Below are 26,721 nucleotides of genomic sequence, written 5' to 3' on the forward strand. Positions count from 1 at the left end.
CAGCTTTGGCTGCGGCATCGGCGGCAGCCTTCGCGGCGGCGGCAGCGGCTGCATCGGCAGCGGCCTTGGCGGCGGCAGCAGCGGCCGCGGCTTCTGCGGCGGCGGTGTCAATGACCGGAGGTGGTTGGGTCGAAGCTGGGGTCGAGGTGCCTGTACCTGAACCTGTGCTGGTGCTAGGTGTTGTACTGCTTCCACCGCCGCCGCAACCGGCGAGTGCCAGGACGCTGACGCCAATGGCTGTACGGAGGGTTTGAGTAGTAGTAAAAACTAACTGCGCCATATGAACTCTTTAAATTGAAACCCGACCTCTAGCACTGAGGGTTCAGCGAAATTGCGAGCTTCGTTCCATCAAAAAAGAACTGCTTTTGCGTTTTGGGCATCGGCAGTACTCAAGGTGTCATTCCAGTCCGATAACCCGCTTTTGCTTGCAAGTTGAGGTTTGGAACATCATGGTTGTTATTGTCAGGAATCAGCTCAAATCGCGTCTGTGAATCCTTCACATTTCGGTGTAAGGGCTCGTAATAATCGCCGGTAAGAAGGGAGACTCTCGGTAACTGAATACCTTATTTGTAACCATGAGTTACGCAGTTGCTGTTTGAGTGCGATTTTCTCATCCGGTGAGGACTTGTTGAACCGGGCTTGCCCGATGTTCAGGTTGCCACCGCTGTCGCAGAGGACTTTCGATGAAGCGGTAGGAGAGAACGGCCACCACGGTCAGCACCGCCACCGAGAAAGCGAAGCCCAGGGCAAAGGATCCCGTCAGTCTTTCCACGGCGTGCCTGGCGGGATGCACCACGAAGGGATGGAAAAGGTAGATGCCATAGGAGGCCTGACCCACCGTGGTGACAAGAGGGGCTGTCAGGACCCGTGTCCAGCCTGCAGAACGCTGCGCCCACAACACCACGGTTGGCAGCAGCGCGGCGATGAGGATTGGCTCCAGCGCGAACCCCAGGGCGTATTTGTAGGTCATCTGCCCATGGGCCGACGTGGAGGCGATCAAAACGGCGATCAGCACGGGGGCGATCCAAGTCTGGCGTGCGGCCGCTTCCCAGCGCTTTTGCCAGAGAGGTTCCTGGAGCATCACCGCCAGGAGGGCGCCCACCAGCAAGTGGTCCGCGCGGGTTTCCAGCGCCCGGTACAGGTATTCGTCCGAAGCATTGAAGCAGAGCAAGGCCACGGCCCGGTAGGTCCAGATCAGCGCGACCAGCGTGACGATGGCCGCTTTCAGGCTCATTTGCCGCTTCACGAGGAAGATCAGCAGGAATGGCCACAGGAAATAGAACTGCTCCTCCACGGCCAAAGACCAGCAATGCGACAAAAAGTGCGAAGTTGCCCCTGTGAAGGCTTGGTAATAGTTGAGGACGTACAGGCTGGAGGACGCCACCGCAGCCCATGGGATGGGTTTGTGCACCACCCAGAGGATCAGCAACCCGGCGGCCACATAAAGGTAAAACGCGGGCAAGAGGCGCGCGGCGCGGCGCTGGTAGAAATCCTTCAGGCCAATGGTGCCGGAGGCGCGAAGCTCCGCCAGCAAGATCCAGGTGATCAGGAAGCCGCTCAGCACGAAGAAAATTTCCACGCCCAGGCTGCCATTGGTCAAGAGGACCGGCCCCAGGGCGGGGATGCCGGAGTGGTCGGCGATGACGAGCATGACCGCCAAGGCGCGCAGGAAGTCCAGGCCTGGGATGCGGCCGCCAGAGAGGGCCTGGGAGAGCGTTCCTTGGGGGATGCTGTGCACGATGGGGCGGTCGCTCATGACGAAAGTGGGCTTCGGCGGGCAAGCAGTTCCTCGCACACGTTCAGGGTGTCTTGGGCCACATCATCCCATGTGCGACGCATGGCATTGGCGATGCCTTCGTGGTCCCACTGGCGGCTCAAAGCCTCGGTCAGACCATTTTGGAGGGATTTGACGTCTTTTGGTCGAACAAGTATGCCGTTGTCACCATTGATGATCTCGCGCGTTCCCCCCACATCGGTGGCCACCACGGGTCTACCGCAGGCCACACCTTCGACCACGACATTCGGGTAGCCCTCGGACCAGCTGGGCAGCGTCAAAAGGTCCGAGGCACCAATCCAAGTGGCAACTTCTGCAGGAACAAGGTTGCCCGGGAGGTAAATTTTGCCTTTCAAGCCCGCCGATTCGATGGCTTGGACCAGTTGTGCCTTCATCACGCCATCGCCAATCAGCGCCAGCCGGACCAGCGGATCGGCCTGGGCCATGTTTGAAAAAGCGGCCAGCAATTCATTCAAGCCCTTGGCTTCCACGAATCGGCCCACGTAAACCATCAGTTTCTGGTCGACAGGGATATTCAGGCGTTCACGATCCGGCCCTTGGGGGCGGCCATGAAACACACTGGTGTTGAAGCCATTGACGATCGTCGTGGTTTTATCCGGAGCGGCGCCGAACTCATCGATGGTGTATTGCCGCATGGCTTCGCTGACGGTGATGACGGCATCGGCTTTGCGAAGGGTTTGACGCGTCAGATAATGGTTGAGTCCGCTGCGCAAATGAATGTCGGAACCCAGCGCACCAATGACGCAGGGTATGTTCAATTGTTTGGCGGCCTTTTGTGCGGCATACCCATCTGGGTATACCCAATAACCGATGACCACATCCGGATTGAATTTCTTCAAACGCGGCGCCAGCACGCGGCTGCTGACGAACCCATTCAAGCCACGGGAAATGACCGGGATGGCAGGGTAACTGAAAGATTCAACGTCGATGCCCTCAAGCGTGTAGCCTTCCTGCAGTTCGCCGTAAACATAACTTTTGGTTTTGACCGACGCCAGTGGATATTCCAGCAACTGAAAAAAAACACGGACGTCCGCGATTTTTGACAGCGACTTGGCAATTTCGTAGATGAAGCGCCCACGAGCAGGGTCGAAGGGGACCGGCAAAATGGGGGTGACGATGGCAATCCGCCGCATGATTTCTGTGTTGAAGAAGTCGTTGAAAAGCTATCATCCGGGACGATGGCGCCGGCGTGGACTGTACACCGGCGAGCCCCTCGAATGCTGGGGCGGGCCCCCTCGAATTCGGTGCCGTGGGCGCATGGCCTCGTGCTAGGCTCCCGTTAAATTGTTTGGACGCGGGGGATATCCCCTCAAGAAGGGTTGGGAATGAAGGCGCGCAAGGTTTTGATGCTTGAGTTGAATGAGATCAACTGGGGCGTGATCGACAGATTGATTGCACAGCATGGCGCGTCTTATCTGCCCAATATTGCACGCCTGCGTGGCGAAGGGGCCTGGGCCACTCAGACAGCGGTGGAGCAATCTCCCCACCTCGACCCCTGGGTCACCTGGGTCACCGTGCACACGGGCGTGTCCCGGGATGTCCATGGTGCCACCGTGCTGGAGCAGGGTTCGGAAACGATCAATGCCAAGCGCTTGTGGGATTTCGTGTCGGCCGCCGGGCGCTCCGTGGGTATTTTTGGCAGTATCAGCGCCTATCCGCCGCGCAAGGTCGATGGTTTCATCGTGCCCGGGCCATTTGCCCCCGGTGACGAAACCTACCCGCCCCAACTGCAACCGGTGCAGGGTTTGAATCGCCTTTACACGCAGGTTCACAACAAGGTGGGCAAGGCCCTGACGCCTTTCCAATTGGTGGGCAAGACCCTGGAACTGGTGCGCAGTTTTGGTTTGCGGCCGAGCACCCTGGCCAGCGTGGCCCTGCAATTGGTGCGGGAGCGTGTCGAGCCCCATTCGCGGTGGCGTCGCGTGTGTCTGCAACCCCGCCTCAACTACGATTTCTTTGCTCACCTGTACAAGCGCTACAGGCCGGATTTCGCCACGTGGCACACCAACCATGCTGCGCACTTCATGCACCACTACTGGCGCGCCTGGGACGACGCCGGTTTCACGGTGCCGTCTTCGGCGGAAGAGCGCAGCCGCTACGGTCAGGCGGTGCCCACGGGTTACCAGTTGTGCGATGAATTGATCGGCCGTTTCATGAAGCTGATGGACGCCAACACCGTGCTGGTGATCGCCTCCAGCATGGGCCAGCAACCGTATGTCAGCGACCGTTACCAAGACGGCAAGATCGTGGTGCGCTTCAAGAACATCGACCGATTCGTGGCTTTGCTGGGCAAGGACGGCGTGGACGATGTGGTCGCCACCATGGTGCCGCAATGGAACCTGACCATCCCCGATGGTGTGCGCCGAGCCGAGGTCAAGGCCCGGATTGAAGGCGCCTACCGCGTGGTCGATGGCCGACGGGAAGCCGCGATCGCGGTGCAAGAAACCGATGGCATGTTGACGGTGACGCCTTTGGGCCTGGCGAAGAAGTCGGATGGCATCCGTTATCACTTTCCGACCTGTCCTGATGCTGCGGAGCAAGGGTACCCGATCGAAGAGCTGTTCGCGGTCGATGCGCCCACCGTCAAGCAGGGCATGCACCACCCGGATGGGATCCTGGCTTTCTACGGCGACGGAGTTCGCAAAGGACTGGCTTTGGGCCCCTGCACCAACCTTGATGTGGCACCCACGATCCTGAAGATCATGGGCATCCCCGTGCCCGCCGAAATGTCAGGGCGCGCCTTGACCGAGGTATGGGATGAGGATGGCCGGCGCAAACCTGTCGGCTTGGCCTTGCAGGCGGGCTGAGCCTGGCTTTTCTGGTCAGTTGCGCAAAAGCCGGCACATGAGGCTGTCCGCCTCGGTGCTGGCCTGGCGCTGCGCGGATTCGTCGGTGAGGAAGGCCAGTTCCTGCAGCGACAGGCTCAGGTTGACCAAGCCATCGCGCAGGCTGAACAAAGCCGTCTGCATGTCGAGGAGTTTTTGCCTCATTTGTTCCGAGTGTTCTTCGTCATGCATGGCTGTACTCCTGCCCCGGGACCGTCAACAACTTCAAGCTGGCCTCGGGGTGGCCTGTGGGCTTGACGGTCTGACTTTACCCGCTGGTTTTCCAGCGGGCTAGTGCCCATTCGCGGGGGAGATTTCCGGTCAGCGGTTGCTTTCGTTGACGATCACCCATTGGCCGTCGATCAACTTCCAGGTCAGGGCCTTGAAGCTGCTGTCCTTGAAGTTTTGCGAGTTGTAGTTCTGGGTGAAGCTGGTGACCACGGTGTCACCGCGTGACTCCGCCTTGACCTGGCTCAACTGGACCTCAATGGGACCGGGTTTGGCCAGCAGGCGGCGGCGCTCGTTGATCCATTTGGCCGAGGTCGAGCGCGCGGGCGCGAAATCCTTGGCGTAGAAGGTCATGTAACGGGCGATGTCCTTGGCGGCCCACGCGCTGGCCCAGCCCCGCAGACGTTCGGTGACGGTCGGGACGGCGGCGGAGGCCGGGGGGCTCGAGGCGGTGATGGTTTCAGTGGCAGCGGTCGCCGGAGTGGCCAGCTTGCGGGCGCGGTTGTTCAGTTCTTCGCGGTTGATGCTGGGCGCGTCGATGTTGATGGCCGGGCAACGCTGGGCGGCGTCTTCGGCCGCTTGCCAGTGCTGGCCTCGTTCGCTGTCGGTCTCTTGGCTGGGGCTCAGGCCCAGGGTGGCCGTCAGCGAATTCTTGGCGGCGTGCGTGCGGGCGTAGGCCAGTTGCAGGTCGGCTTCGGCGTTCACGTAGGCCCGCTTGGCGGTGTAAAGCTCGTTTTCAGAGTTCAGCAGGTCCAGCAGGCTGCGCTGGCCGATGTCGAACTGCTGGCGGTAGGCGTCTCGGGCTTTCTCGATGGCCAGCACGTTGCGGTCCAGCGAGGCCAGTTGGTCCTTCAGCTTCTGGATGTCGTTGTGGGCGATGGAGGCGGTCTGGCGCACGTCGCGGCAGGCCTTGTCGCGCTGGTCGGCGGCTTGGTTGACCAGGTTGGCCAATTGGCGCGAACGGGCGCTGTCCGAGCCGCCATTGAAAAGGTTCCAGGACAGCAGGACTTCCGCGGAGGTGTCGCGCTTCTGGCTTTCGATGCCGTCGAAGTTCTTGCCGAGGCCGCTGCGCACACGGGCCTCCAGCTTGGGTTGGTAGAGGCTGTTTTTCTGACCCGAGGCCTGGACCTTGGCGGCGCGCAGGTTCTCGACGGCGGCTTCCACCGTGGCGTTGCCAATCACGGCCTGGTTGGCGGTCTCGTCGCTGCTGGCGGGGATGCCATTGCTCAGCCCCTGGACGGCGGGCTGGTTGGTGGCGGGCGCTTCACCCACCACGCGCAGGTAGCGGGCGCTGACATCGTGCAGGTTCGCGGCTTCGGTGGTGAGGTTGGAGTCGGCCAGGGCCAGGCGGGCGGTGGCTTGTTCCGAGTCCACGCCGCGCCCCACGCCGGCTTTCACCTTGGATTGCAGCTGGTCTTGCACGTAGCGGTGCTGGACGTAGTTGTCCTGCGCCAGTTCGACCAGGCGGCGAAAGCGCTGCACGTCGATGTAGGCGCGCGAGGCTTCCAGGGCGGCGTCTTCGGTCGACGAGAGGAACTCGAAATAGCGGACCAATTTGGCATGCCCCAGGCGCTCGACTTCGCGGCGGGTCTGCAGGCCGTCCCACAAGACCTGGTTGGCGCTGAGCGCCACGCCGTTGCGGTTGAGGCTTTGCGATTCTGGATTGCGGTTGGTGATGCGGTCGCTGTCGCGGCCCACGCTGGCGGACAAGTCCACGCGGGGCAGGTAAGCGCCGCGGGCCACGCTGATTTCGTCGTTGGCGGCCCGGAGGGCATTCAGGCGGGCAGTGACTTCGGGGTTGCCATCGATGGCCTTTTGTGCGGCGGCCGCCAGCCCGGAGGTCTGGCTTGTCTGGGCCTGCGTGGTGAGCGCGAAGGCAGCCAGGGCAATGGCGGTCAAGCCATGTTGGAACGTCGCATTTTTCAAATCTGACCTCGATCCTGATGTTGCGGCCTCAAAAGCCATGGGCAAAACGCGACTATTTTGTCATCAATCGTTACATGGGCAGTTCCCGATTTCGGTGATTTCGTGGCGAAAACCGAACCGTGAGAACCCTGGCATCAAGTTTGGGCGGTGGAGGTCGATTCAGTGAGGTGACTGTCTGCAACGTTGAATCCCTGATCGAGCCCCACCTGGAATGAGCCTGGCCCCTGCCACATCGACGTTGCCCTTCAAGGGAGGCTGGTCCGGGCGAACGCTGTGGAGAGCCTTGGGCGCCTGGTTGCTGCGCTTGGCCGTGTTGGCCAGCTTGATGCTGGGCGCGGCTGGCAGCGCGTTCGAGTCCCAGAAGATCATGGCCGCGGCGCAGCGCATGGGTCCGGCCACGTCGGCCCAGGCCCAGGCCTTGATCCAGGAGATCGCCGAGGTGGCCTCGGTGGACGAGGTGAGCCGCCTCAAGCGCCTCAACACCTTCTTCAACCGCCGTGTCGATTACCGGGAGGACCGCGAGGTCTGGGGGCAAGTCGACTATTGGGCCACGCCGTTGGAAATGCTGAACAAGGGCGCCGGCGATTGCGAGGACTACGCCATCGGCAAGTATTTGTCCCTGATCGCCGCGGGCGTGTCTCCGGCGAAGATGCGGCTGGTGTACGTGCGCGCCGAGGTTGGCGGCGCGATCCTGGCCCACATGGTGTTGGCCTATTACCCCGAACCCATGGCAGAGCCTTTGATCCTGGATAACCTGATCACCGACATCCGGCCCGCTTCCAGAAGGCCTGATTTGGCACCTGTTTTCAGTTTCAACGCCGAAGGTTTGTGGCAAGGTGTGGGCAGTACCACGGCGGGAGACCCGGTGGCACGCCTCTCGCGCTGGCGGGAGCTGTTGACCAAGACCCGGGCGGAGGGCTGGTGGTGATGTGGATGACAAGGGACACTGCATGTCGCTGATTCGTCAGATCTGGCTGCTGTTGGTGGTGACGCTGCTGATGGCGTTCCTGGGCAGCTTCGCGGTCTGGATGGTTTCCTCGCGGAACTATCTGGAAACCCAGTTGCGCCTCAAGAACGCGGACAACGCGCAGTCGCTGGCCCTGAGCCTCTCTCAGCAGAAAGGCGATCTGGCCTTGATGGATCTGGCGGTGGCGGCCTCGTTCGACACGGGCTTCTACCAGCGCATCTCTTTGCGTGATCCCCGCGGCCAGGTGGTGTCCAACCACGAGTCCAGCCTCAAGCGCACGGAGTCCCTGGCGCCGGCCTGGTTCGTGAACCTGTTGTCCATCGATTCGACGCCGGGTGTGGCGCAGGTCTCCGATGGCTGGCGTGCCTTGGGCTCGGTCGAGGTGGTCAGCCATTCATCGTTCGCCGACGACCAACTGTGGCAAGGCAGCATCACCACGGCGATGTGGCTGGCGGCGCTGGGCGCCTTGGCGGGCGTGGTCGCGACTTTCGGCGTGCGCGCCATCCGCCGGCCGCTGGACGCGACGGTGGGCCAGGCGCAGGCCTTGATGGAGCGGCGCTTCATCACCGTCGAGCAACCCCGGGTGCCGGAACTGGCGCGTTTGAGCCAGGCCATGAACGCGGTGGTCGAGCGGCTCAAGTCGCAATTCGACGACCAGGCGGTGCAGGTCGAGCAGTTGCGCCGGCAGGCCCATTGCGATCCGCTGACCGGCTTGTCCAACCGAACCCATTTCGTCGCCCAGTTGGGGGCGGCGCTGAACAACGATGAAGGCTCCGGGCGTGGCCTGGTGTGCATGATCCGCGTGGTCGACCTGGCCATGGTGAACCGCGTGCTCGGCCACCGCCAGACCGACGTGCTGCTGCAGAAGCTGGCCTCGGTGCTCAACGAGGTCTCGGTGGGCGTGGTGGGCGTGGCCACGGGGCGCCTCAATGGTGGCGACTTCGCGGTGTGCCTGACGCAGGCCGATGTCCCCCTGCCGCAGCCCGAACACTATGCCGATGCGATCAAACGTGCCTTCGCCGAGCTGGGCTCCAGCGCCAGCGTGGTCGTGGGGGCAACGCACTGGGAGCGGGGCGTGGCCATGCAGCAGGTGCTGGCGGCGGCCGATTCGGCTTTGGCCCGCGCGGAGAGCCGTGGTGGTTTTGCCGTCGAGTTGTCGCAACTCAGTTCATCGGCGGAATCCGCCATGGGCGAGGACGAGTGGCGCCGCCGCATGACCTCGGCCTTGCAGGAAGATCGCCTGCTGCTGGTCCGCTTCCCGGTGCTAGACCGCCATTCGACGCTGATCCACCACGAAACCCCGATGCGCCTGCAACTGGAGCCGGGCGGCCCCTTCGAATCCGCGGCACATTGGCTGCCCATGGCCTTGCGTTGCAACCTGATCTCGCAGATCGACGAAGCCGCCGTGGCCCTGGCCTTGACGCAAATCGCGTCCGACCAGCAACCGCGCGGGGTCAACCTGTCGCCGGCGTCCTTGCTTGACAGCGGTTTCGTGCCGCGCCTGCGGGCCCGCCTGGCCGAGGCCCCGGTCGAGGCGCAACGCTTGTGGCTGGAGGTCTCCGAGGTGGCCGCGGTCGAGCGTTTCGAGCTGGTGCGCGAGCTGTGCAAGCAACTGCGTCCTTTGGGCGCACGTGTGGGCCTGGAGCACGCGGGTGAGCGCCTGACGCGCATCGAGTTCCTGTTCGAGGCTGGCCTGGACTACGTCAAGCTGGACGCGTCCGTGGTGCAGGGGGTGTCGAAAGACCTGGCTCGGGCGGCCTTTGTGGCGGCCACGGCCTCCATGCTGCATGGCCTGGGCTTGCAGGTCTATGCCGAGGGCGTGGCGGATGCTGACGACATCTCTGCCTTGATCAACTGTGGCATCGATGGCGTGACCGGACCCGCGGTCAAGGAGTGACCGTCGGCTGGCTGCCAGTTCAGCGTTCGCGCAGCGCGTATGCCCGGGCCTTGAGCACCGGCTTCAGCAGGTAGGACAGCACCGTCTTCTTGCCGGTGAGGATGTCCACCTCGGCCGTCATGCCGGGGATGATGGGCATCTTGGCGCTGACATTGGCGGCCTTGGTGCGCACCCTCACCACGTAGAACGTGTTCACGCCGCGCTCGTCGGTGATGGTGTCCGGGCTGATGTTCTCCACGGTGGCCTCCATGCCACCGTAGATGGAAAAGTCGTAAGCGGTGAGCTTGACCGTGGCCGCCTGGCCGGGATGGATGAAGGCGATGTCGCGCGGCTGCACGCGGGCTTCCAGCACCAAGGCATCGTCCAGGGGCACGATCTCGAGGATGTCCTTGCCCGGTTGAACCACGCCACCCACGGTGTTGGCCAGCAAGCGCTGGATGCGGCCGCGCACGGGTGACTTGACCTGGGCCTTGTCGACCTTGTCCGCCAAAGCCACGGCGCCTTCGTTCAAGGCATTGAGCTTGCCGAGCACCTCGGACAGGTCCTTGCGGACCTCGTTGCGGAAGGTGATCTCGGTTTCCTGGATCTTGCGCTGGGCTTCGTTGATGGCCGCCATCACGCGGGCGCTCTGGGCGCTGGCCTGTTCCATGTCGCCGCGGGACTTGCTGACATCGCGTTCCAGCCTGAGCACTTCCACTTCGGACACCGCGCCCGTGGCCAGCAGGGGCCGCGTCTTGGCCAGCTCCTGTTGCGACAGGTCCAGCGTTCGGCTGGCCGATTCACGGCGCGAGCGCATCTCGCTCAGCTCCTGCTGGCGCTGCGCGAGCTGCTGCTGGCTGATGCCGATGAGCGATGCCAGTTCGGCGCGCTTGGAATCGTAGAGCTGGCGCTCTTCCAGGACGATGCGCTCTTCGTCCGGGTTGGTGGCCACGGGCGGCAGAAATGAAGCGCCTTCGGCCAGGGCTTTCAGGCGTGCCAGCTTGGTCCGCAGGGCAAAGGCGTTGGCCGCGCTTTCGCGCATGCCGGAGGTGGCGCGTGTCTCGTCGATCTTCAGCAGCAACTGGCCTTGTTCGACCACCTGGCCTTCCTTGACCAGGATTTCCGACACCACGCCGCCGTCATAGGACTGGATGACCTGCAGTTGCCGGGAGGGGATGACCTTGGCCTCGCCCTTGGTGACTTCATCGATCTGGGCAAAGCCCGCCCAGACGATCAGGCCGACCACCACGAACACCGCCGAGCGCACCAGGGTCTGGGCGCGGTACGTGGCGTGGGTGGACATGACCGCGTCGGCGTCCAGCTCGAAGGGGCGCATGCCGGCGGCCTGGGCTGATTCGACGGTGACGCGGGGCCCGGCCACGCGGTCCAGCAGCCAGTCGGTGACGGGCGCGGTGAAGCGGCGGATGGATTCCAGCACCGCGATCACCACCTGGCCGAGTTTCATGAGGGTCTTCATGGTCGCTGCCTTGCCACTGGCTCAGGAGGCGCGGGCGATGCGCCCGGACGCCAGGGCCTGCAGGATCTGCTCGCGCGGGCCATCGGCCATGACCTTGCCCTGGTCCACCACGATGACGCGGTCGACGAAGGACAGCATGGACGTGCGGTGCGTGACCAGCACGACGGTCTTGCCGGCCGAGAACTCTTTCATGCGCTGCGTGACGTAGGCCTCGGTCGAGAAGTCCATTGCACTGGTGGGTTCGTCCAGCAGCAGGATGGGCGCGTTGTGCAGCACCGCCCGCGCGATGCCCACGCCTTGGCGTTGCCCGCCCGACAGCAGCTCGCCGCGTTCGCCCACGGGCATGTCGAAGCCCTGCGGATGGCGGTGGATCATGTCGTTGATGCCGGCGAGTTCGGCGGCCGAGACGATGGCGTCGTCCCGCGCGTGCGGCATGCCGAAGATGATGTTCTCGCGCAGCGTGCCAAAGAACAGGGTGACGTCTTGCGACACATAGCCCAGGTTGCGCCGAACATCGGCCGGGTCGAGCTGGCGCAGGTCGATGCCATCGAGCAGCACGGCGCCCTGGGCGGGTTGGTACAGGCCCAGGATCAGCTTCTGCAGCGTGGTCTTGCCCGAACCGACCTTGCCGATCAGGGCCACTTTTTCGCCCGGCTTGATCTTGAAGCTGATGTTGTCCAGCGCCGAATCCTTGCGGCCCGGGTAGGCGAAGGACACGTGGCGGAATTCGATCTCGCCCTTGATCTCGCGCCGCTCGACGAAGCTGGTGCCCAGCGGCCGTTCGACCGGCTGGTCCATGATCTTGTTCAGCGACTCCATGGCCGTGACGGCGCCCTGGTACTGCATCAGCAGGCCCACGATCTGGCCAGCCGGCGCCAGCGCGCGGCCCGCCAGCATGGTCGAGGCGATCAGGCCGCCCATGGTCAAGCTCTTGTCGGTGATCAGGTACACGCCGATCAGCACGATGCTGACGGAGACCAGTTGCTGCAAGGTGGCCGTGGTGTACATGGCGCTGGACGACAGGCCGCGCATGCGCACATTGAGCTGGGCCAGGTACTGGTTGGCGCGCTCCCAGCGCGACTGGATGAGGCTTTCGGCGCCTTGCGACTTGATGGTCTCGATGCCGGTGAGGCTTTCGACGAGCGTGGCATTGCGCTGCGCCGAGGCCTGGTACGTGCTTTGCGACAGCTCGTGCAGCCGGTGCTGCAGCACATAACCCGCCACCAGGATGATGGTGAACACCAGCACCACCGGGATCACCAGCCACAGCGAGATCCACGCGATGACGAACACGAACAGCATCGCGAAGGGCAGGTCGATCAACGCGGTGACGGTGCTCGACGCGATGAAATCGCGCACCTGCTCGAAGCCGCGCAGGTTGGCCGCGAAGGAGCCCACCGACTGCGGCCGGTTCTCCAGCTTCATGCCCAGCACGCGCTCCATCAGCGTGGCCGAAATCTGCACGTCGATGCGCGCGCTGGCCTCGTCCACGAAGTGGCTGCGCAGCAGGCGGATGGCCAAGTCGGAAGCCTGCACCAGCATCACGCCGATGGCCAGGGCCCAGAGCGTTTCGACCGCGTGGTTGGGCACGACGCGGTCGTACACGTTCATCGAAAAAATCGGGAAGGCCAGCGCGAAAAGGTTGATCAGCAAAGCGGCCGACAGCACGTCGCGGTAGACAAAGCGCTGGGCCAGCACGGCGCTCCAGAACCAGTGCCCGGTCGCGGCGGCGCGCACTTGCGGCGTGCGCTCGTCGAAGCGGAAATGTGGCCGGGCGAACAGCACCACTCCGGTGTAGCGGGCGGCCAGTTCGGACGCCGACAGTTCGATGCTGCCCTGGCCCGTCTCGGGCAGCAGCACCTGGGCCCGGCCTTGCGCGTCCTGGCTCAGCAGCACGCAGGCTTGGTTGTCCTTGAGGATCAGGATGGCCGGCAGGGTCTTCTCGTCGATGTCCTTCAAGGCCAGTCGCTGAACCTTGGCGGCCAGGCCGGCGCGGGAGGCGGCGCGTTCGGCCAGTGCGAGGGGCAGGGGGCCGTTGTCCATGGGCAGGCCGGCGGACAGCGAGGCCCGGGTGGCGGCGTGGCCATGCAGGCGGCCGACTTCGATCAGGCAATCGAGCAGCGGGTCGGGGGCGATCAGGTCTTCGCGCAGGCGCGCGGTGGCGTCAGCAGGCGATGTGCTGGATTGCGGCGTGACCGCGGCCATGGGTTCCTGAGGTTTGTTCACTCAACGGATATCGGCACAGTGGACGTTAAATTGACCACTCACTCGGTCGGCGTAGTACTTCTCGAGCGTCATGCGGACGGTGCGGAAGGCCAGTTCTCCCCAAGGGATGTCCTGTTCGCTGAACAACTGGGCTTCGATGGTCTCGGGGCCGGGGGCGAAATCGGTGTCCAGCAGTCGGGCGCGGTAGAAGAAATGCACCTGTCCGGCGGTCAGCACATTGATCACGCAGTACAGCCCTTGCATCTCGATGTGGGCGCCGGCTTCCTCGTCGGTTTCGCGCGCCGCACCCTCTTCGGTGCTTTCGCCCAGTTCCATGAAACCGGCGGGCAAGGTCCAGAAGCCCTTGCGTGGCTCGATGTTGCGCCGACACAGTAGCACTTTGTCTTCCCAGACCGGCAGAGTACCCACGACGTTGAGTGGGTTCACATAGTGGACGTGGTGGCAGGCGGGGCAGACCGCTCGCTCGCGGTTGTCGTCGTCGGGCACCCGGTATTCGACCTTGGTGCCACAGACCTGGCAGTGCTCGATGCGGCGTGAAAAAAGCATGGGCCCGAGTGTAAGGGCATCGTGCTGGATCAGCCGGGCGTGCGGATCAGGCGGTGGGCGTCCAGCCGAGCGATCCAGGGCGCGAAGGACTCCATCACCCTCAGGGCCTGGCCGTGCTGCCAGAACACCGAACTGCGCGCCCAGCGGGGATGGGTGCCCGGCCAGGCGGCGCGCAGCCGCGATTCGGCTCGGCCATGCCGGGTGAGTTGCTGGATGCGCAAGGGTTCGCGGCCCACGTGGCTGCGCTGGAACAGCAGTTCGGCCAGAGGGCGTGTGCCCAGGCCGGTCAAGGCTTTCCACGTGCCTTGCAGGGCACGGTGCGAGGTGGCGCTGCGGGCCCACACCACCGGCACGCCGTTCAGCAACAGGATCACTTCGCGCACGTGGCCGCTGCGACAGCGCAGATCGCGGCGCTCTTCGGGCCACAGGCGCTGGCTGCCCTGGCGTTGCACCTGAACCTCAACCCGCCCATGCGCGCGCAGCCTGGCGGTGAGTGACCCCGTGGCCATCAGCCAGGCGTGCAGCGAGGGACTGGCGGGGTGGGGTTCGCGGCGCAGGCCCTTGTGGCGGGCGGCGCGGTGGCTGGACAAACTGGGGGCGGCGGAACGAGGTAGCATCGGGCCGCGATGATAGCCTCGACACTCCCAAGCTGGCCTGAGGGCTGGATTTCTCCGCAGCTCGGTCAGGGCGTGGGCGCGCTCATGACGGCACGCATTGGCCTGCCGTCATCGACCGGGAGCCAGCCGCCCTGGGATGCTTTCAACCTCGGCAACCACGTCGGCGATGAGCTGCTTGATGTGAACCGGCACCGCCGCGAACTGGCCGAGGCCTTGGGCGCGCAACCCCTCTGGCTGCAACAGGTGCATGGTCACCGCGTGGTGCGGCTGACGCGTCCAACCCTGAATGAACTGGCCGAGGCGCAAGCCGATGGTGCGTTCACCACCGAGCCGGGCCTCGCTTGCACGGTCATGGTCGCGGATTGCCTGCCCATCCTGTTGGCGGCGCCCGAAGGTCGGGGCGTGGCGGCACTGCACGCGGGTTGGCGTGGCCTGGCTGGCGCAGGCGACATGGGCGGCGCGGGCATCGCCGACACCGGCGTGGCGGCTTTGTGCGAGGCCAGTGCTTGCGACCCGGCCGACTTGCGCGCTTGGCTGGGGCCTTGCATCGGCCCCTCGGTTTTCCAGGTCGGGGCCGATGTGCTGCGGGGTTTCGGCGTCGATCCCTCGGGGCCAGCGCATCCGCGCTTTGTCCGGCAATCGTCCGACCGCTGGCTGGCCGACCTGGCGGGACTGGCGAAAGATCGCCTGCGGGCTTCGGGTGTCAGGGGCATTGACGGCGGCACCTGGTGCACCGTGACCGAGGCTTCACGCTTCTTTTCGTTCAGACGAGACCGCGTCACGGGTCGGCAGGCTGCCTGCATCTGGCTCGACGACCGCCGCCGGTGAGCTGGCCGCGTCTGCCGCGGCTTCCCGGGCTCGCCTTGCCCGGCGGCGCATGGGGGTGCCGAGCAGGTACATCACCAAGGACAAAGGGCCCACGCCGTAAAGCAAGAAAGTCATGATCGCGCCCAGCACACTGCCCACGGGGCTGACGGCTTCGGCCACCGTCATCAGCAGCACGACGAACATCCAGGCGATTGCAACGATCCACATTTAGGTCGGGGCCTTTGTCAAGCCTGGGTCGGCCCGAAGTTTGCTTTTGAGTGAGGCGAAAACACATCAAACCGAGGGCAGATGTTGATCGACCGTGAAAAAACTGTGCTCAGAATACGGCAACATTGATGCACCCAGAATGGGTGTTTGCAACCTCGCAGGTCCTGCCAAGGAGACATATGGCTGTCATTCAACGGTCTCGTTCCAAAAAGTCGACGAATGCTTCCGCCGAGAGTCCTCCGCTCCCTCCGATTGAAACCACGGTATTGGCCGACAGCGTGGGCACCAGCCTGCAATCGATCGCCGGCCTGACGGTGCCATGGGATGCGATGTCTCGCATCCAGCAAGACTACTTGACGCAGGCCACGGCCCTGTGGAACCAGGCGCTGGAGCAACCCGACCAACTCATCCCCGACGATCGGCGATTCGCTTCGGCGGAGTGGAAGAGCAACCCGGGCAGCGCCTTCATGGCCTCCATGTACCTGCTCAACGCGCGCACTTTGCAGCGCCTGGCCGACAGCCTGAGCGGTGACGAAAAAGCACGCGACCGCGTGCGCTTCGCCGTGCAGCAATGGGTGGACGCGGCCGCGCCGTCCAACTTCCTGGCATTGAACCCCGAGGCGCAGAAAAAGGCCATCGATACCAAGGGCGAGAGCATCACCCAAGGCCTGCAGATGCTGCTGAGTGACCTGCGCCAAGGGCATCTGTCGCAGACCGATGAGAGCGTGTTCGAGGTGGGGCGCAACGTGGCCAACACCGCAGGTTCGGTCGTGTTCGAGAACGCCCTGTTCCAGCTGATCGAATACAAGCCGCTGACCGACAAGGTCCACGCCGTGCCTTTCCTGCTGGTGCCGCCTTGCATCAACAAGTTCTACATCCTTGACCTGCAGCCTGACAACTCGCTGATCCGTTTCGCGGTGTCGCAAGGCCACCGCGTGTTCGTGGTCAGCTGGGTCAATGCCGAAGATGACCTGGCCAAAGCCACCTGGGACGACTACATCGAGCAGGGCACCATCAAGGCCATCGACGTGGTGCGCGAGATCGCCGGGGTCGCCAAGATCAACGCCCTGGGCTTCTGCGTGGGCGGTACCTTGCTTGCCACAGCTTTGGCCGTGATGGACGCGCGCGGCGACAAGCCCGTGGCCAGCCTGACCTTGCTGACCACTTTCCTGGACTTCGTCAACACGGGCACGCTGGACCTGTTCGTGGACGAGGCCATGGTGCAGGTGCGCGAGGCCACCATTGGCGAGCGCAGCCCGCAGGGCGGGGGGCTGATGCGGGGCGGCGAACTGGCCGCGACCTTCTCCTTCCTGCGCGCCAACGACCTGGTGTGGAATTACGTGGTCGGCAACTACCTGAAGGGCGAAAAGCCACCGGCCTTCGACCTGCTGTACTGGAACGGCGACAGCACCAACCTGCCAGGCCCCATGTACTGCTGGTACTTGCGCAACACCTACCTCGAAAACAAGCTGGCCCAGCCGAACGCCCTGACCGTGTGCGGCCAACCGGTGGATTTGCGCCGCCTGGACATGCCGACCTTCGTCTACGGTTCGCGCGAAGACCACATCGTGCCCTGGGACAGCGCCTACGCGTCCACCCAGTTGACCCAGGGGCCGACCACCTTCGTGCTGGGCGCTTCGGGGCACATCGCCGGGGTCATCAACCCACCGCAGAAAAACAAGCGAAGCTACTGGACCAGCGGCAAGCCGGGCACCTTCCCGGCCACGGCCAAGGAATGGCTGGCCACCGCGCAGGAGCACCCCGGCAGCTGGTGGACCACCTGGGGTGACTGGTTGGCAACGCAGGCGGGCAAAAAAGTGGCCGCGCCCAAGCAGCCGGGCAGCCCGAAGTACCCGGCCATCGAGCCAGCCCCGGGCCGTTACGTCTTGCGCAAGGCGTGAACGGCGCTCATCATCTACCGCTCGACCGAGTGAACCAAAAAGCCTCTGGAGAAAAGGAGTCACCATGACGACCGACATCGTGATCGTTGCCGCTTCCCGCACCGCCGTGGGCAAATTTGGCGGCACTTTGGCCAAGACCCCGGCCTCCGACCTGGGTGCGGTGGTGATCCAGGACCTGCTCAAGCGCACCAATTTGACGGGCGACCAGATCAGCGAAGTGATCCTGGGCCAGGTGCTCACGGCGGGCGTTGGCCAGAATCCGGCCCGCCAGGCCCTGATCAAGGCTGGCCTGCCCCAGGGCGTGCCTGGTTTCACCATCAACAAAGTGTGCGGTTCGGGCCTGAAGGCCGTGATGCTGGCCGCGCAATCCATCCGCGATGGCGACTCGGAAATCATCATCGCTGGGGGCCAGGAAAGCATGAGCCTGGCACCGCACGTGCTGCCGGGGTCGCGCGAAGGCCAACGCATGGGCGACTGGAAGCTGATCGATTCCATGATCACCGACGGCCTCTGGGACGTCTACAACCAGTACCACATGGGCATCACCGCCGAAAACGTGGCCAAGAAGTACGAGATCAGCCGCGAGCAGCAGGATGCGCTGGCCCTGGCTTCGCAACAGAAGGCCGCCGCCGCTGTGGATTCGGGCCGCTTCAAGGACGAGATCGCGCCAGTGCTGATTCCGCAGCGCAAGGGTGATCCGCTGGTGTTCGACACCGATGAATTCGTCAACCGCAAATCGACCGCCGACGTGCTGGCGGGCCTGCGTCCGGCTTTCGACAAGGCGGGCACCGTGACGGCGGGCAATGCCTCGGGCCTGAACGACGGCGCCGCAGCGGTGGTGGTCATGAGCGCCAAGAAAGCGCAGCAATTGGGTTTGACGCCTTTGGCGCGAATCGCCTCGTATGCCAATGCGGCGCTGGACCCGGCCTACATGGGCATGGGGCCGGTGCCGGCCTCCCGCCGGGCCCTCGAGCGTGCCGGTTGGAAGGCCGCCGACCTCGATTTGCTGGAAATCAACGAAGCCTTTGCCGCGCAAGCCTGCGCCGTGCACAAGGAAATGGGCTGGGACACCAGCAAGGTCAATGTCAACGGTGGTGCCATCGCCATTGGCCATCCCATCGGCGCTTCGGGTTGCCGCGTGCTGGTCACGCTGCTGCACGAAATGCAGAAACGTGACGCCCGCAAAGGCATCGCTTCACTGTGCATCGGCGGCGGCATGGGCGTGGCCCTGACGGTCGAGCGCTGAGCACTTCCCTCGTTCTTTTTCTCTCGCAACGATTAGATTTTTTCCCCAAAAGAGGAGCATTCCATGAGTCAAAAAGTGGCCTACGTGACCGGCGGTATGGGCGGCATCGGCACCTCGATCTGCCAGCGGCTGCACAAGGACGGTTTCAAGGTGATCGCAGGCTGCGGGCCCAGCCGTGACTTCAAGAAGTGGCTGGACGAGCAAAGCGCTCTGGGCTATACCTTTCATGCCTCCGTGGGCAATGTGGCCGATTGGGATTCCACCGTCGAAGCCTTCAAGAAGACACGCGCCGAGCACGGCCCGGTCGACATCCTGGTCAACAACGCCGGCATCACCCGTGACGGCATGTTCCGCAAGATGAGCAAGGCCGATTGGGACGCGGTGATGGACACCAACTTGAACAGCCTGTTCAACGTGACCAAGCAGGTCATCGACGACATGGTGGACCGGGGCTGGGGCCGCGTGGTCAACATCAGCTCGGTCAACGGCGAAAAAGGCCAGTTCGGTCAAACCAACTATTCGGCGGCCAAGGCCGGCATGCACGGCTTCACCATGGCCCTGGCCCAGGAAGTGGCCAACAAGGGCGTGACGGTGAACACGGTGTCGCCGGGCTATATCGGCACCGACATGGTGCGCGCCATCCGCCAGGATGTGCTGGACAAGATCGTGGCCACGATCCCCGTCAAGCGCCTGGGCACGCCCGAAGACATCGCCTCGATGGTGTCGTGGGTGGCCAGCGATGAATCGGGCTTTGCCACGGGTGCTGATTTTTCGATCAACGGTGGCCTGCACATGGGTTGATCAAACGTTCTTCGTTGGAAGAATGGGATCGCGAGACCCCGCAGCTTCGCTTCAGAGGCTGCGGGGTTTTTTCATGCCTGCTGGCGTGTGTGCTTGTGTGCTGTTTCAGGCGGCGGCTTCTTGTTCCAGCACCAGGCGGTCAAGGGCGGCGCAGACGTCCGCGAAGCGACCGGCGATGACCGTGCGGCGGGCATCCGCCGGGTCGCTGCTGATCCGCAGTCGGCGAGGCGCGATCGTGCTGGGTTTCAATGCCCGATCGGGGGCAAGAATGGGTTCTGTCCGAGGGCTGACCGCGCGTGCGGCTTGGGTGGAACGGGCAAAAAAGGCGCGGGCAAAGTGATGAATCATGGAGAACTCCGGCAACGGCAAATGAAGTTCGGCAGGATTCCAGGATGACGTCAACGCACGGGACTGCACACCCGAAGCGAGGTGCAAATGCCCGCCACCCGCACGGTGACGTTGCCAACACGGCAGCGAATTACATCAACAATTGATTGCGAATCAGGCCCACGGCCAAGCCTTCGAGTTCGAACTCGGGGTGGTCGGGCGGCACGATGATGGGTTTGAAATCCGCGTTTTCAGGCAGCAGTTCGATGCCCTTGGACGTGCGCATGAAGCGCTTGACGGTGACTTCATCACCCAGTCGGGCCACCACGATCTGGCCATTGCGGGCTTCTTTGGCGCGGGCCACGGCCAGCAGATCGCCATCCAGGATGCCGATGTCTTTCATGCTCATGCCGCGAACGCGCAAGAGGTAGTCAGGGCGCTTGGCGAACAGACTGGGTTCGAGCGAATAACTTTGTTCGACATGCTCTTGGGCCAAGATCGGGCTGCCGGCGGCGACTCGGCCCACCAGGGGCAGGACCAATTGCTCCAACCCCGGCAAACTCAAATTGAATGGCGTGCTGATGCCGCCTGACTTCTTGCGGGTTTCGTTCACCGTGCGCAGGGTGCCGGCTTTGAGGCGGATGCCCCGCGAGGTGCCGCCCAGCAGTTCGATCACGCCTTTGCGCGCCAGGGCCTGCAGGTGTTCTTCGGCAGCATTGGCGGAACGGAAGCCCAGCTCGGTGGCAATTTCGGCCCGGGTAGGGGGGGCCCCAGTGCGCGCGATGGCCCGCTGGATCAGTTCGAAGATCTCTTGCTGGCGGGGCGTGAGTTTGGGTTTATCGTTCATCTGGCTGTGTGGTCGCTTGACCTTCTGGAATGACCGCTGGATGGCTTGCCTTGGCTGTCATTCTATACAGTCCTGTTCATTTGTCCAGTGTTTTTGAAAAGGTGCGTTGCATGGATGTGAAGTCACCCTTGGTGGTGGTGCTGGGCACGGGCGGCACGATCGCCGGCACGGGGGCGGGGCCCGACGATGTGGCTTACCAGGCCGCACAGTTGTCCGTGGGCCAGTTGCTGCAAGCGGTGCCTGGCCTGTCGGGCGTGGCATTGGAAGCCCGGCAGGTGGCCCAGGTCGACAGCAAGGACATGGACTGGTCGGTGTGGCAGGCCTTGGCCAGGCAGGTTCAAGCGGCCTTGGCCCGCGAGGATGTGGGGGCGGTGGTCATCACCCATGGCACGGACACGTTGGAAGAAACCGCTTACCTGCTGCACCGTTTGCTGGACGTGGACAAGCCGGTGGTCCTGACCGCGGCCATGCGGGCCGCGACGTCGGCTCAGGCCGATGGCCCCCGCAACCTGGGCGATGCGGTGCGGGTCGCCGAACGCGCGGCCAGGCAGGGCCAGTCGGGTGTGGTGGTCGTGATGGCGGGGGTGATCTGGCCGGGGTGCGCGGTGCGCAAAGCCCACAGCTGGCACATCGATGCCTTCGATGGGGGCGGGTGCGAGCCGCTGGGTCGTGTCGCCGACGATGGTGTCGTCCTGGACGCCATGCCCTGGGTGCCCCCGGGCGGCGCGGGTTGGTCCTGGCTGGACAGGGCGCCGCCGCCCCGGGTCGAGATCCTGACCAGCCATGCGGGGGCCGATGGCCGGGTCGTCGAGGCCTTGCTGGCGCAGGATGCCAAGGCTGGGGATCCGGTGAAGGGTCTGGTCGTGGCCTGCACGGGGCACGGCACGATCCACCAGGGATTGACGCGGGCTTTGGAGAAGGCGGAGCAACGGGGCATTCAGGTCTGGCGAAGCAGCCGGGTGGCCCGGGGTGGGGTGCAGTGCCGCGAGGGGGACCGCTGGCCGGCGGCGGGCAGCCTGACGCCGGCGCAGGCTCGTGTGGCCTTGATGCTGGATTTGTTGGGGGTGCCGCCTGCCCATCTGGCGGGATGAAGGACTGAACCCGTGCTGCGGTGTCCGACTAGCCGAGTGCTGCCTTCATCCCTGAGACAAGGCGTTTGTCCCGAGACAGGTCAGACTTTAAGCAGGCTTCGTGACACGCCGATGACAGGCTGGCGAAGCGCGCGGATCAGGGCTTGACGCGCAAGGCCACGGCCGGCCCACCAGCCTTGAGCACCTGTTCGACACCTGGGTGGGTTTCACCCAGCGCGGGCCACCAGACCTGGGCGCGGTGATCTCCGGCAGGCAGGTCCAGCGTGAGTTGGCCGTCGCTGCCGGTCACGCCGAAATAGGGCGTGTCGACCACATGGATGTAGCCCAGCATCTGGTCGTGGATGTTGCACCCCAGGGTGGCGGTGCCGGCCTTGTCGAAGACCACGGGTGCGGCGGGCGTGCCGGCGTAGAGCTTGATCTCGAATTTCTTGGCGGCCGAAAACGAGTAGACATGGTGCCGAACTGTGTCGAAATTCGGAAACAGCACCGGGGTGCCGGTTTGCACCACCAGCATGGTGGGCTGGAAGGCGCGCCCTTTCTGCGCCATGTTGGCGGTCGCGCCGGCCGGGGCCGTGGCACGTGCGCCTTTCACGTACACCGCCACCGCCGCCTGTGCCATGGGCTGGCCGGCTTCGTTGGTGACCAGGATGGCCTGTGGCGCCGCCTGGGCACCCAGGCTGGCCGCCGCGATGAGGCTGCCCAGAACCACGGTCAAGCCGGGCAGGCGGGGCGCAAAAGTGCTGGTGGTGGGCATGCTGGCTTGGACTGGCTCAGCCCTTGACGATGTCGCGGCGGGTGGGCGCCAGGCGGCGCAGCAGTTCGTTCTTGGCAACGGTCGGGGCGTTCGCTTGGTTGATCTCGTCCCGCAGGATCTCGACCATCAGGTCGAATTCAGCGCCAGAGATGCCCAGGTCGGCGTGCGAATTGCGCATGGTTTCGCCTTCGTACACACAGGGGCCATCGGCCACTTTGCACACGTACGTGGCCACGCTTTCCTTCAGCGCCTTCATTTTCACGTTCGCGAACGTGCGTTTGGTGCGCGGGTCGGTGGAAACGCGGTCCAGCGTGCGGTCGGTGATCTGGGTGATGCCGGCGACGCCGCCCAGTTGTTGGTACAGCGCGGTCGGGCCGCCGGTTTTCAGCGAAGTGGCGCAGGCCATCAGGCTGGCCAGGGTCCAACTGACGGCCAGTCCGATCACCAAGGTGATGAGATGCCGCTTGCGCTCAGGCGTGAGTTGTGCGCGCAGGTCTTGAAATTTCATGAAAGTCACCTTTGTGATCCTGTTTTTTCGGCATGAGCTGCTCAATGTTGAGGCGGTTGGGTCGATACCGATCTGTCGAACAAAGGTGTTTTGGCCAGCGATGGCTTTGAAAAGGCAGATCAAGATGCGTGGATCCCCGACCCGTCACACCCTCAAAGCCGCTTGGCTGACCATGGCGGTGGCCGCGGCGTGCGCGGTCTTGTTTCCCCATTCGGCCCACGCGGGTGATCGCTTGTTGGCCACCTGGGGCGTCAGCCAGGTCGAAGGCGCGGCGGGCGGCGGGCTCACGCCCTGGGCTGTCATCGCGGGCAGCGGCAGCAGCAACCAGGTGGGCGGCTCGGCATTCGTCACGCACAGCAAGACCAACGATGGCTACGACCTGAAGGTGGCGGGCGCGGCGGTCGGCATCCGTGACCGCGTGGAATTGAGCATGGCGCGCTGGAGCTTCAAGCTCAGCCCGCAAGTGCAGCCGGACAAGTCCATCGAGATGAACTCGGTGGGGGTCAAGGTCAAGGTGGTCGGCGATGCCGTCTATGACCAGGACAGCTGGGTGCCGCAGGTGAGCGTGGGTGCCCAGTACAAGGTGAACAACGACGAGGCGCTGTTGAACCTGTTCAAGGTCGACAGCGACGGTGTGGATTTCTACGCTTCGGCCACCAAGCTGTGGCTGGGGGCCGCCGGAGGCTACAACGTGTTGGCCAACCTGACTTTGCGCCTGACGAAGGCCAACCAGTTCGGCCTGATGGGCTTTGGCGGCGTGGGCCACACCCATCGCAAGTTGATGGCCGAAGGCAGCCTGGGCCTCATGCTGCGCGACGACCTCGTCGTGGGGGCTGAATACCGCCAGAAGCCCAACAACCTGGAAGACACCGCCGCGACCTTGAAAGAGCAGGCCGCGTGGGATGTGTTCGTGGCCTGGTTCCCGACACGCCAGCTCAGCCTGACGGCCGCCTGGTTGAACTTGGGCAACATCGTGGGCAAACCAGACCAGCAGGGCCTGTACCTGTCCGGACAAGTGAGCTTTTGAGTGAGGCGCTGAAGCCCCCGTTTTTTCTCCTTTACATTCGGTTCACGAACGGGACACCGTTTGTAAACCTGAGTGGGTGAGACTGGGCTTCATGAAAAAAATCAAATCCTCCTGGTTCACGCCGACGCGCGTGGTGCTGGGTGTGCTGGTCGTCGCGGCGGCCGCCTGGGGTGTCAAAAAAGCGTTTTTCACGCCACCACCCCGGCCTGACGTCATCACCGCCAATGTGGTGGTCGGCGACCTGGAAGACACGGTGCTGGCCAGTGGCACCATCAAATCCTTCAAGGATGTCAGCGTCGGCGCGCAGGTGTCGGGGCAGATCAAGCGGCTGCACGTGGCCTTGGGTGACACGGTCAAGCAGGGCCAGTTGGTGGCCGAGATCGATTCGACCACGCAGCAAAATGCCTACCAGAACGCGCAGGCCCAGATCGCCTTGCTGCAGGCGCAGTTGCTGGCCAAGCAGGCCACGCTGACGCAGGCAGAGTTGTCGTTCAAGCGCAAGAAGAGCTTGCTGGCGCAGGATGCCGGATCGGCGGTCGATTTCGAGGACGCACAAGCCGCGCTGGCCACGGCCAAGGCCGACATCTCGGTGCTCGACGCCCAGATCAAGCAGGCCAAGACCTCGCTCGACACGGCCCGCGTGAACCTGGACTACACCCGCATCACGGCGCCCATCGATGGCGTGGTGGTGGCGGTGCTGGCCGAAGAAGGGCGCACGGTGAACGCCAACCAGTCGGCGCCGACCATCATCAAGTTGTCCAAGCTGGACACGGTGCAGATCAAGGCGCAGATCTCGGAGGCCGACGTGGTGCGCGTCAAGCCAGGCTTGCCGGTGTACTTCACCATCCTGGGCGAGCCCAACCAGCGCTATGAGGCGCAGCTCAAATCCATCGAGCCTGTGCCCGATGCCGCGCAAACCGACACGACCACGTCGACCAGCGCCACCTCGACCAGCGCCACGGCCATTTATTACAACGGCCTGTTCCAGGTGCCCAACCCCGATGGCAAGTTGCGCGTGTCGATGACCGCGCAGGTGTTCGTGGTGCTGAACAAGGCCAAGGATGCCTTGTTGATCCCCTCCACGGCCTTGTCGGACAAGGCGGTGAAGGGCCGGTACACCGTGCGTGTGCTGGAAGGCGAAGGGCGTGAACAGAAGGTGGTGCCGCACCAGGTGCGCATCGGCATGAACAACCGCGTGCAGGCCCAGGTGCTGGAAGGCCTGAAGGCCGGTGACAAGGTGGTGGTGGGCGAGGCCAGTGCAGGCGGCAGCAGCGGCGGTGGCCGCCGCGGCGGTCCTATGTTCTGAACGCGAAGGGCCCCGACATGACGCAAGCACTGTTGGAGGTGAAAGACCTCTGGCGCGAGTTCCCGTCCGGTGAAGGCAAGGTGGCCGTCCTCAAAGGACTGAACCTGAGCATCCGGGCCGGCGAGATGGTGGCCATCATGGGCGCCTCGGGTTCGGGCAAGTCCACCTTGATGAACATCCTGGGTTGCCTGGACCGGCCCAGCCGCGGCGCTTATTTCGTGGCCGGCCACGAGACCAGCGAGCTGGCGCCCGACGGCCTGGCGCAATTGCGCCGCGAGTACTTCGGCTTCATCTTCCAGCGCTACCACTTGCTGGGTGACCTGACCGCCTTGGGCAACACCGAGATCCCCGCCATCTACGCGGGCCACGGCGCGCAGGAGCGGCACCAACGCGCGCAAGCGCTGCTGGGTCGCCTGGGCCTGGGCGAGCGCACCACGCACCGCCCCGGCCAGTTGTCGGGCGGGCAGCAGCAGCGCGTCAGCATCGCGCGGGCGCTGATGAATGGCGGCGATGTCATCCTGGCCGACGAGCCCACCGGCGCGCTGGACAGCGCCAGCGGCGCCGAGGTGATGAACATCCTGCGCGAGCTGCACGCCGAAGGACACACCGTCATCATCGTCACCCATGACCAGAAGGTGGCGGACCACGCGCAGCGCATCATCGAGATCGCGGACGGCGAGATCATTGCGGACCGCCGCAAAGATGGCGAGGCCGTGACGACCCACGTGCTGAGCAAGGAAGGCCAAGCCATCCCGCACCCGTGGAGCGCCCACTGGGACCGCTTCACCGAGGCTTTCACCATGGCCTTGCGCGCCATGGCTGGCCACCGCCTGCGCACCTTGCTGACCATGCTCGGCATCATCATCGGCATTGCGTCGGTGGTGTCCATGGTGGCGCTGGGGCAGGGCACGCGCGAGCGGGTGTTGAAGGACATCAGCGCGATGGGCACCAACACCATCGACATCTTCCCGGGCAAGAATTTCGGTGACCGGCAGGCGGGGCGCATCCAGACCTTGGTGCCCTCGGATGCCGATGCCCTGGCGAAATTGGGCTACGTGGACAGCGTGACGCCCAGTGTGGCCACTTCGGTGACCCTGCGGCGCGGCAATGTGGAGGCCACGGCCAGCATCACTGGTGTGGGCGACCAATTCTTCCGCGTCAAGGGCTACACGCTGGCCAAGGGGCAGACCTTCGATGCCGACAGTGTGCGCCGCCAGACGCAGGAGGCGGTGATCGATCCCAACACGGCCAAAGCCATGTTCGGTGCCAATGAAGACCCGATCGGGCAAGTGATTTTCCTGGGCAATGTGCCGGTGCGCGTGGTGGGCGTGACCGCCCCGCAGGAAAGCGCTTTCATGGCCAGCGACAGCCTGAACGTGTGGGTGCCCTACACGA

At 64.2% G+C, this 26,721-nt stretch carries 24 protein-coding genes; 11 read left to right on the forward strand and 13 right to left on the reverse strand.

Annotated elements, in window-relative coordinates:
- Nucleotides 1–610: 610 nt before the first annotated feature.
- Together ACREB4_RS18785 and ACREB4_RS18790 are read right to left on the reverse strand one after the other, a co-directional pair.
- On the reverse strand, nt 611–1,756 hold the full coding sequence (locus tag ACREB4_RS18785; RefSeq protein WP_431589773.1) for an acyltransferase family protein: 1,146 nt from the start codon (nt 1,754–1,756) through the stop codon (nt 611–613).
- A complete protein-coding gene (locus ACREB4_RS18790; RefSeq protein ID WP_431589774.1) occupies nt 1,753–2,928 on the reverse strand; it encodes a glycosyltransferase in 1,176 nt (391 codons plus the stop codon). The genes ACREB4_RS18785 and ACREB4_RS18790 overlap by 4 nt, the downstream gene beginning before the upstream one ends.
- Nucleotides 2,929–3,141: 213 nt before the next feature.
- On the opposite strand from ACREB4_RS18790, the gene ACREB4_RS18795 reads away from it, so the two are divergent.
- Nucleotides 3,142–4,602 (forward strand): hypothetical protein, encoded by a 1,461-nt coding sequence (locus ACREB4_RS18795; protein ID WP_431589775.1) that lies wholly within the window; start codon nt 3,142–3,144, stop codon nt 4,600–4,602.
- 15 nt (nt 4,603–4,617) lie between these two features.
- Here ACREB4_RS18795 and ACREB4_RS18800 read toward each other — a convergent pair whose 3' ends face one another.
- Both ACREB4_RS18800 and ACREB4_RS18805 read right to left on the reverse strand, forming a co-directional pair.
- The gene (locus tag ACREB4_RS18800; RefSeq protein ID WP_431589776.1) at nt 4,618–4,812 is read right to left on the reverse strand and encodes a hypothetical protein; all 195 of its coding nucleotides are present in this window, start codon (nt 4,810–4,812) and stop codon (nt 4,618–4,620) included.
- A 129-nt stretch (nt 4,813–4,941) separates the two neighbouring features.
- A complete protein-coding gene (locus ACREB4_RS18805; protein WP_431589777.1) occupies nt 4,942–6,747 on the reverse strand; it encodes a TolC family outer membrane protein in 1,806 nt (601 codons plus the stop codon).
- A gap of 310 nt (nt 6,748–7,057) precedes the next feature.
- Here ACREB4_RS18805 and ACREB4_RS18810 point away from each other — a divergent pair, with 310 nt between their 5' ends.
- Nucleotides 7,058–7,702, forward strand: coding sequence for a transglutaminase-like cysteine peptidase (locus ACREB4_RS18810; RefSeq protein ID WP_431589778.1), 645 nt, complete (start codon nt 7,058–7,060; stop codon nt 7,700–7,702).
- A 22-nt stretch (nt 7,703–7,724) separates the two neighbouring features.
- Nucleotides 7,725–9,638, forward strand: a complete 1,914-nt coding sequence (locus tag ACREB4_RS18815) for a bifunctional diguanylate cyclase/phosphodiesterase (RefSeq protein ID WP_431589779.1) — start codon at nt 7,725–7,727, stop codon at nt 9,636–9,638.
- 19 nt (nt 9,639–9,657) lie between these two features.
- Here ACREB4_RS18815 and ACREB4_RS18820 read toward each other — a convergent pair whose 3' ends face one another.
- From ACREB4_RS18820 to ACREB4_RS18835, 4 genes are read right to left on the reverse strand one after another with little or no spacing between them, the layout of a single operon-like run.
- Nucleotides 9,658–11,094, reverse strand: a complete 1,437-nt coding sequence (locus tag ACREB4_RS18820) for an HlyD family type I secretion periplasmic adaptor subunit (RefSeq protein WP_431589780.1) — start codon at nt 11,092–11,094, stop codon at nt 9,658–9,660.
- Between the two features lie 21 nt (nt 11,095–11,115).
- Nucleotides 11,116–13,299 (reverse strand): type I secretion system permease/ATPase, encoded by a 2,184-nt coding sequence (locus ACREB4_RS18825; protein WP_431589781.1) that lies wholly within the window; start codon nt 13,297–13,299, stop codon nt 11,116–11,118.
- Between the two features lie 21 nt (nt 13,300–13,320).
- A complete protein-coding gene (locus ACREB4_RS18830) occupies nt 13,321–13,866 on the reverse strand; it encodes an NUDIX hydrolase (protein ID WP_431589782.1) in 546 nt (181 codons plus the stop codon).
- A gap of 29 nt (nt 13,867–13,895) precedes the next feature.
- Nucleotides 13,896–14,483 carry a chorismate--pyruvate lyase family protein gene (locus ACREB4_RS18835; RefSeq protein ID WP_431589783.1) on the reverse strand — a complete coding sequence of 196 codons (588 nt, stop codon included), beginning with the start codon at nt 14,481–14,483 and terminating at the stop codon, nt 13,896–13,898.
- A gap of 84 nt (nt 14,484–14,567) precedes the next feature.
- Here ACREB4_RS18835 and pgeF point away from each other — a divergent pair, with 84 nt between their 5' ends.
- Nucleotides 14,568–15,311, forward strand: a complete 744-nt coding sequence (gene pgeF, locus ACREB4_RS18840) for a peptidoglycan editing factor PgeF (RefSeq protein WP_431589784.1) — start codon at nt 14,568–14,570, stop codon at nt 15,309–15,311.
- On the opposite strand, the gene ACREB4_RS18845 is transcribed toward pgeF, so the two are convergent.
- Nucleotides 15,231–15,518 carry a hypothetical protein gene (locus ACREB4_RS18845; RefSeq protein ID WP_431589785.1) on the reverse strand — a complete coding sequence of 96 codons (288 nt, stop codon included), beginning with the start codon at nt 15,516–15,518 and terminating at the stop codon, nt 15,231–15,233. The two genes, pgeF and ACREB4_RS18845, sit on opposite strands and share 81 nt — an antisense overlap.
- Nucleotides 15,519–15,697: 179 nt before the next feature.
- On the opposite strand from ACREB4_RS18845, the gene ACREB4_RS18850 reads away from it, so the two are divergent.
- The 3 genes from ACREB4_RS18850 (at nt 15,698) to phbB (ending at nt 19,466) form a co-directional block, all read left to right on the forward strand.
- Nucleotides 15,698–17,419: a PHA/PHB synthase family protein gene (locus ACREB4_RS18850; RefSeq protein ID WP_431589786.1), complete on the forward strand. Its 1,722-nt coding sequence runs from the start codon at nt 15,698–15,700 to the stop codon at nt 17,417–17,419.
- 64 nt (nt 17,420–17,483) lie between these two features.
- Nucleotides 17,484–18,665: an acetyl-CoA C-acetyltransferase gene (locus tag ACREB4_RS18855; RefSeq protein ID WP_431589787.1), complete on the forward strand. Its 1,182-nt coding sequence runs from the start codon at nt 17,484–17,486 to the stop codon at nt 18,663–18,665.
- Nucleotides 18,666–18,728: 63 nt separating this feature from the next.
- Complete coding sequence (gene phbB / locus ACREB4_RS18860; protein ID WP_431589788.1) at nt 18,729–19,466, forward strand: acetoacetyl-CoA reductase; 738 nt, start codon at nt 18,729–18,731, stop codon at nt 19,464–19,466.
- A gap of 105 nt (nt 19,467–19,571) precedes the next feature.
- Here the strand turns inward: phbB and ACREB4_RS18865 are convergent, their stop codons facing one another.
- Both ACREB4_RS18865 and lexA read right to left on the reverse strand, forming a co-directional pair.
- Nucleotides 19,572–19,814, reverse strand: a complete 243-nt coding sequence (locus tag ACREB4_RS18865) for a hypothetical protein (RefSeq protein WP_431589789.1) — start codon at nt 19,812–19,814, stop codon at nt 19,572–19,574.
- Between the two features lie 130 nt (nt 19,815–19,944).
- On the reverse strand, nt 19,945–20,640 hold the full coding sequence (lexA, locus tag ACREB4_RS18870) for a transcriptional repressor LexA (protein ID WP_431589790.1): 696 nt from the start codon (nt 20,638–20,640) through the stop codon (nt 19,945–19,947).
- Nucleotides 20,641–20,750: 110 nt separating this feature from the next.
- Here lexA and ACREB4_RS18875 point away from each other — a divergent pair, with 110 nt between their 5' ends.
- A complete protein-coding gene (locus ACREB4_RS18875; RefSeq protein ID WP_431589791.1) occupies nt 20,751–21,731 on the forward strand; it encodes an asparaginase in 981 nt (326 codons plus the stop codon).
- 136 nt (nt 21,732–21,867) lie between these two features.
- Here the strand turns inward: ACREB4_RS18875 and ACREB4_RS18880 are convergent, their stop codons facing one another.
- Both ACREB4_RS18880 and ACREB4_RS18885 read right to left on the reverse strand, forming a co-directional pair.
- On the reverse strand, nt 21,868–22,485 hold the full coding sequence (locus ACREB4_RS18880; protein ID WP_431589792.1) for a methylamine utilization protein: 618 nt from the start codon (nt 22,483–22,485) through the stop codon (nt 21,868–21,870).
- 16 nt (nt 22,486–22,501) lie between these two features.
- Nucleotides 22,502–22,993, reverse strand: a complete 492-nt coding sequence (locus ACREB4_RS18885) for a group I truncated hemoglobin (RefSeq protein ID WP_431589793.1) — start codon at nt 22,991–22,993, stop codon at nt 22,502–22,504.
- Nucleotides 22,994–23,117: 124 nt separating this feature from the next.
- On the opposite strand from ACREB4_RS18885, the gene ACREB4_RS18890 reads away from it, so the two are divergent.
- From ACREB4_RS18890 to ACREB4_RS18900, 3 genes are all read left to right on the forward strand, one after another.
- Nucleotides 23,118–24,020, forward strand: coding sequence for a DUF3034 family protein (locus ACREB4_RS18890; protein ID WP_431589794.1), 903 nt, complete (start codon nt 23,118–23,120; stop codon nt 24,018–24,020).
- Nucleotides 24,021–24,111: 91 nt separating this feature from the next.
- Nucleotides 24,112–25,326: an efflux RND transporter periplasmic adaptor subunit gene (locus ACREB4_RS18895; protein ID WP_431589795.1), complete on the forward strand. Its 1,215-nt coding sequence runs from the start codon at nt 24,112–24,114 to the stop codon at nt 25,324–25,326.
- A 17-nt stretch (nt 25,327–25,343) separates the two neighbouring features.
- A partial coding sequence (locus ACREB4_RS18900; protein ID WP_431589796.1) for an ABC transporter permease occupies nt 25,344–26,721 on the forward strand: 1,378 nt, incomplete at its 3' end.

Origin of the sequence: Aquabacterium sp. (assembly GCF_050725395.1) — a bacterium.
Taxonomy (GTDB): domain Bacteria; phylum Pseudomonadota; class Gammaproteobacteria; order Burkholderiales; family Burkholderiaceae_C; genus Aquabacterium.

What these genes read in the sequence shown, in the direction of transcription:
- ACREB4_RS18785 (WP_431589773.1), bottom strand. Translation starts at nt 1,756, where the DNA reads ATGAGCGACCGCCCCATCGTGCACAGCATCCCCCAAGGAACGCTCTCC.
- ACREB4_RS18790 (WP_431589774.1), bottom strand. Translation starts at nt 2,928, where the DNA reads ATGCGGCGGATTGCCATCGTCACCCCCATTTTGCCGGTCCCCTTCGAC.
- ACREB4_RS18795 (WP_431589775.1), top strand. Translation starts at nt 3,142, where the DNA reads ATGCTTGAGTTGAATGAGATCAACTGGGGCGTGATCGACAGATTGATT.
- ACREB4_RS18800 (WP_431589776.1), bottom strand. Translation starts at nt 4,812, where the DNA reads ATGCATGACGAAGAACACTCGGAACAAATGAGGCAAAAACTCCTCGAC.
- ACREB4_RS18815 (WP_431589779.1), top strand. Translation starts at nt 7,725, where the DNA reads ATGTCGCTGATTCGTCAGATCTGGCTGCTGTTGGTGGTGACGCTGCTG.
- ACREB4_RS18820 (WP_431589780.1), bottom strand. Translation starts at nt 11,094, where the DNA reads ATGAAGACCCTCATGAAACTCGGCCAGGTGGTGATCGCGGTGCTGGAA.
- ACREB4_RS18825 (WP_431589781.1), bottom strand. Translation starts at nt 13,299, where the DNA reads ATGGCCGCGGTCACGCCGCAATCCAGCACATCGCCTGCTGACGCCACC.
- ACREB4_RS18830 (WP_431589782.1), bottom strand. Translation starts at nt 13,866, where the DNA reads ATGCTTTTTTCACGCCGCATCGAGCACTGCCAGGTCTGTGGCACCAAG.
- ACREB4_RS18835 (WP_431589783.1), bottom strand. Translation starts at nt 14,483, where the DNA reads ATGCTACCTCGTTCCGCCGCCCCCAGTTTGTCCAGCCACCGCGCCGCC.
- pgeF (WP_431589784.1), top strand. Translation starts at nt 14,568, where the DNA reads ATGACGGCACGCATTGGCCTGCCGTCATCGACCGGGAGCCAGCCGCCC.
- ACREB4_RS18845 (WP_431589785.1), bottom strand. Translation starts at nt 15,518, where the DNA reads ATGTGGATCGTTGCAATCGCCTGGATGTTCGTCGTGCTGCTGATGACG.
- ACREB4_RS18850 (WP_431589786.1), top strand. Translation starts at nt 15,698, where the DNA reads ATGGCTGTCATTCAACGGTCTCGTTCCAAAAAGTCGACGAATGCTTCC.
- ACREB4_RS18855 (WP_431589787.1), top strand. Translation starts at nt 17,484, where the DNA reads ATGACGACCGACATCGTGATCGTTGCCGCTTCCCGCACCGCCGTGGGC.
- phbB (WP_431589788.1), top strand. Translation starts at nt 18,729, where the DNA reads ATGAGTCAAAAAGTGGCCTACGTGACCGGCGGTATGGGCGGCATCGGC.
- ACREB4_RS18865 (WP_431589789.1), bottom strand. Translation starts at nt 19,814, where the DNA reads ATGATTCATCACTTTGCCCGCGCCTTTTTTGCCCGTTCCACCCAAGCC.
- lexA (WP_431589790.1), bottom strand. Translation starts at nt 20,640, where the DNA reads ATGAACGATAAACCCAAACTCACGCCCCGCCAGCAAGAGATCTTCGAA.
- ACREB4_RS18875 (WP_431589791.1), top strand. Translation starts at nt 20,751, where the DNA reads ATGGATGTGAAGTCACCCTTGGTGGTGGTGCTGGGCACGGGCGGCACG.
- ACREB4_RS18880 (WP_431589792.1), bottom strand. Translation starts at nt 22,485, where the DNA reads ATGCCCACCACCAGCACTTTTGCGCCCCGCCTGCCCGGCTTGACCGTG.
- ACREB4_RS18885 (WP_431589793.1), bottom strand. Translation starts at nt 22,993, where the DNA reads ATGAAATTTCAAGACCTGCGCGCACAACTCACGCCTGAGCGCAAGCGG.
- ACREB4_RS18890 (WP_431589794.1), top strand. Translation starts at nt 23,118, where the DNA reads ATGCGTGGATCCCCGACCCGTCACACCCTCAAAGCCGCTTGGCTGACC.
- ACREB4_RS18895 (WP_431589795.1), top strand. Translation starts at nt 24,112, where the DNA reads ATGAAAAAAATCAAATCCTCCTGGTTCACGCCGACGCGCGTGGTGCTG.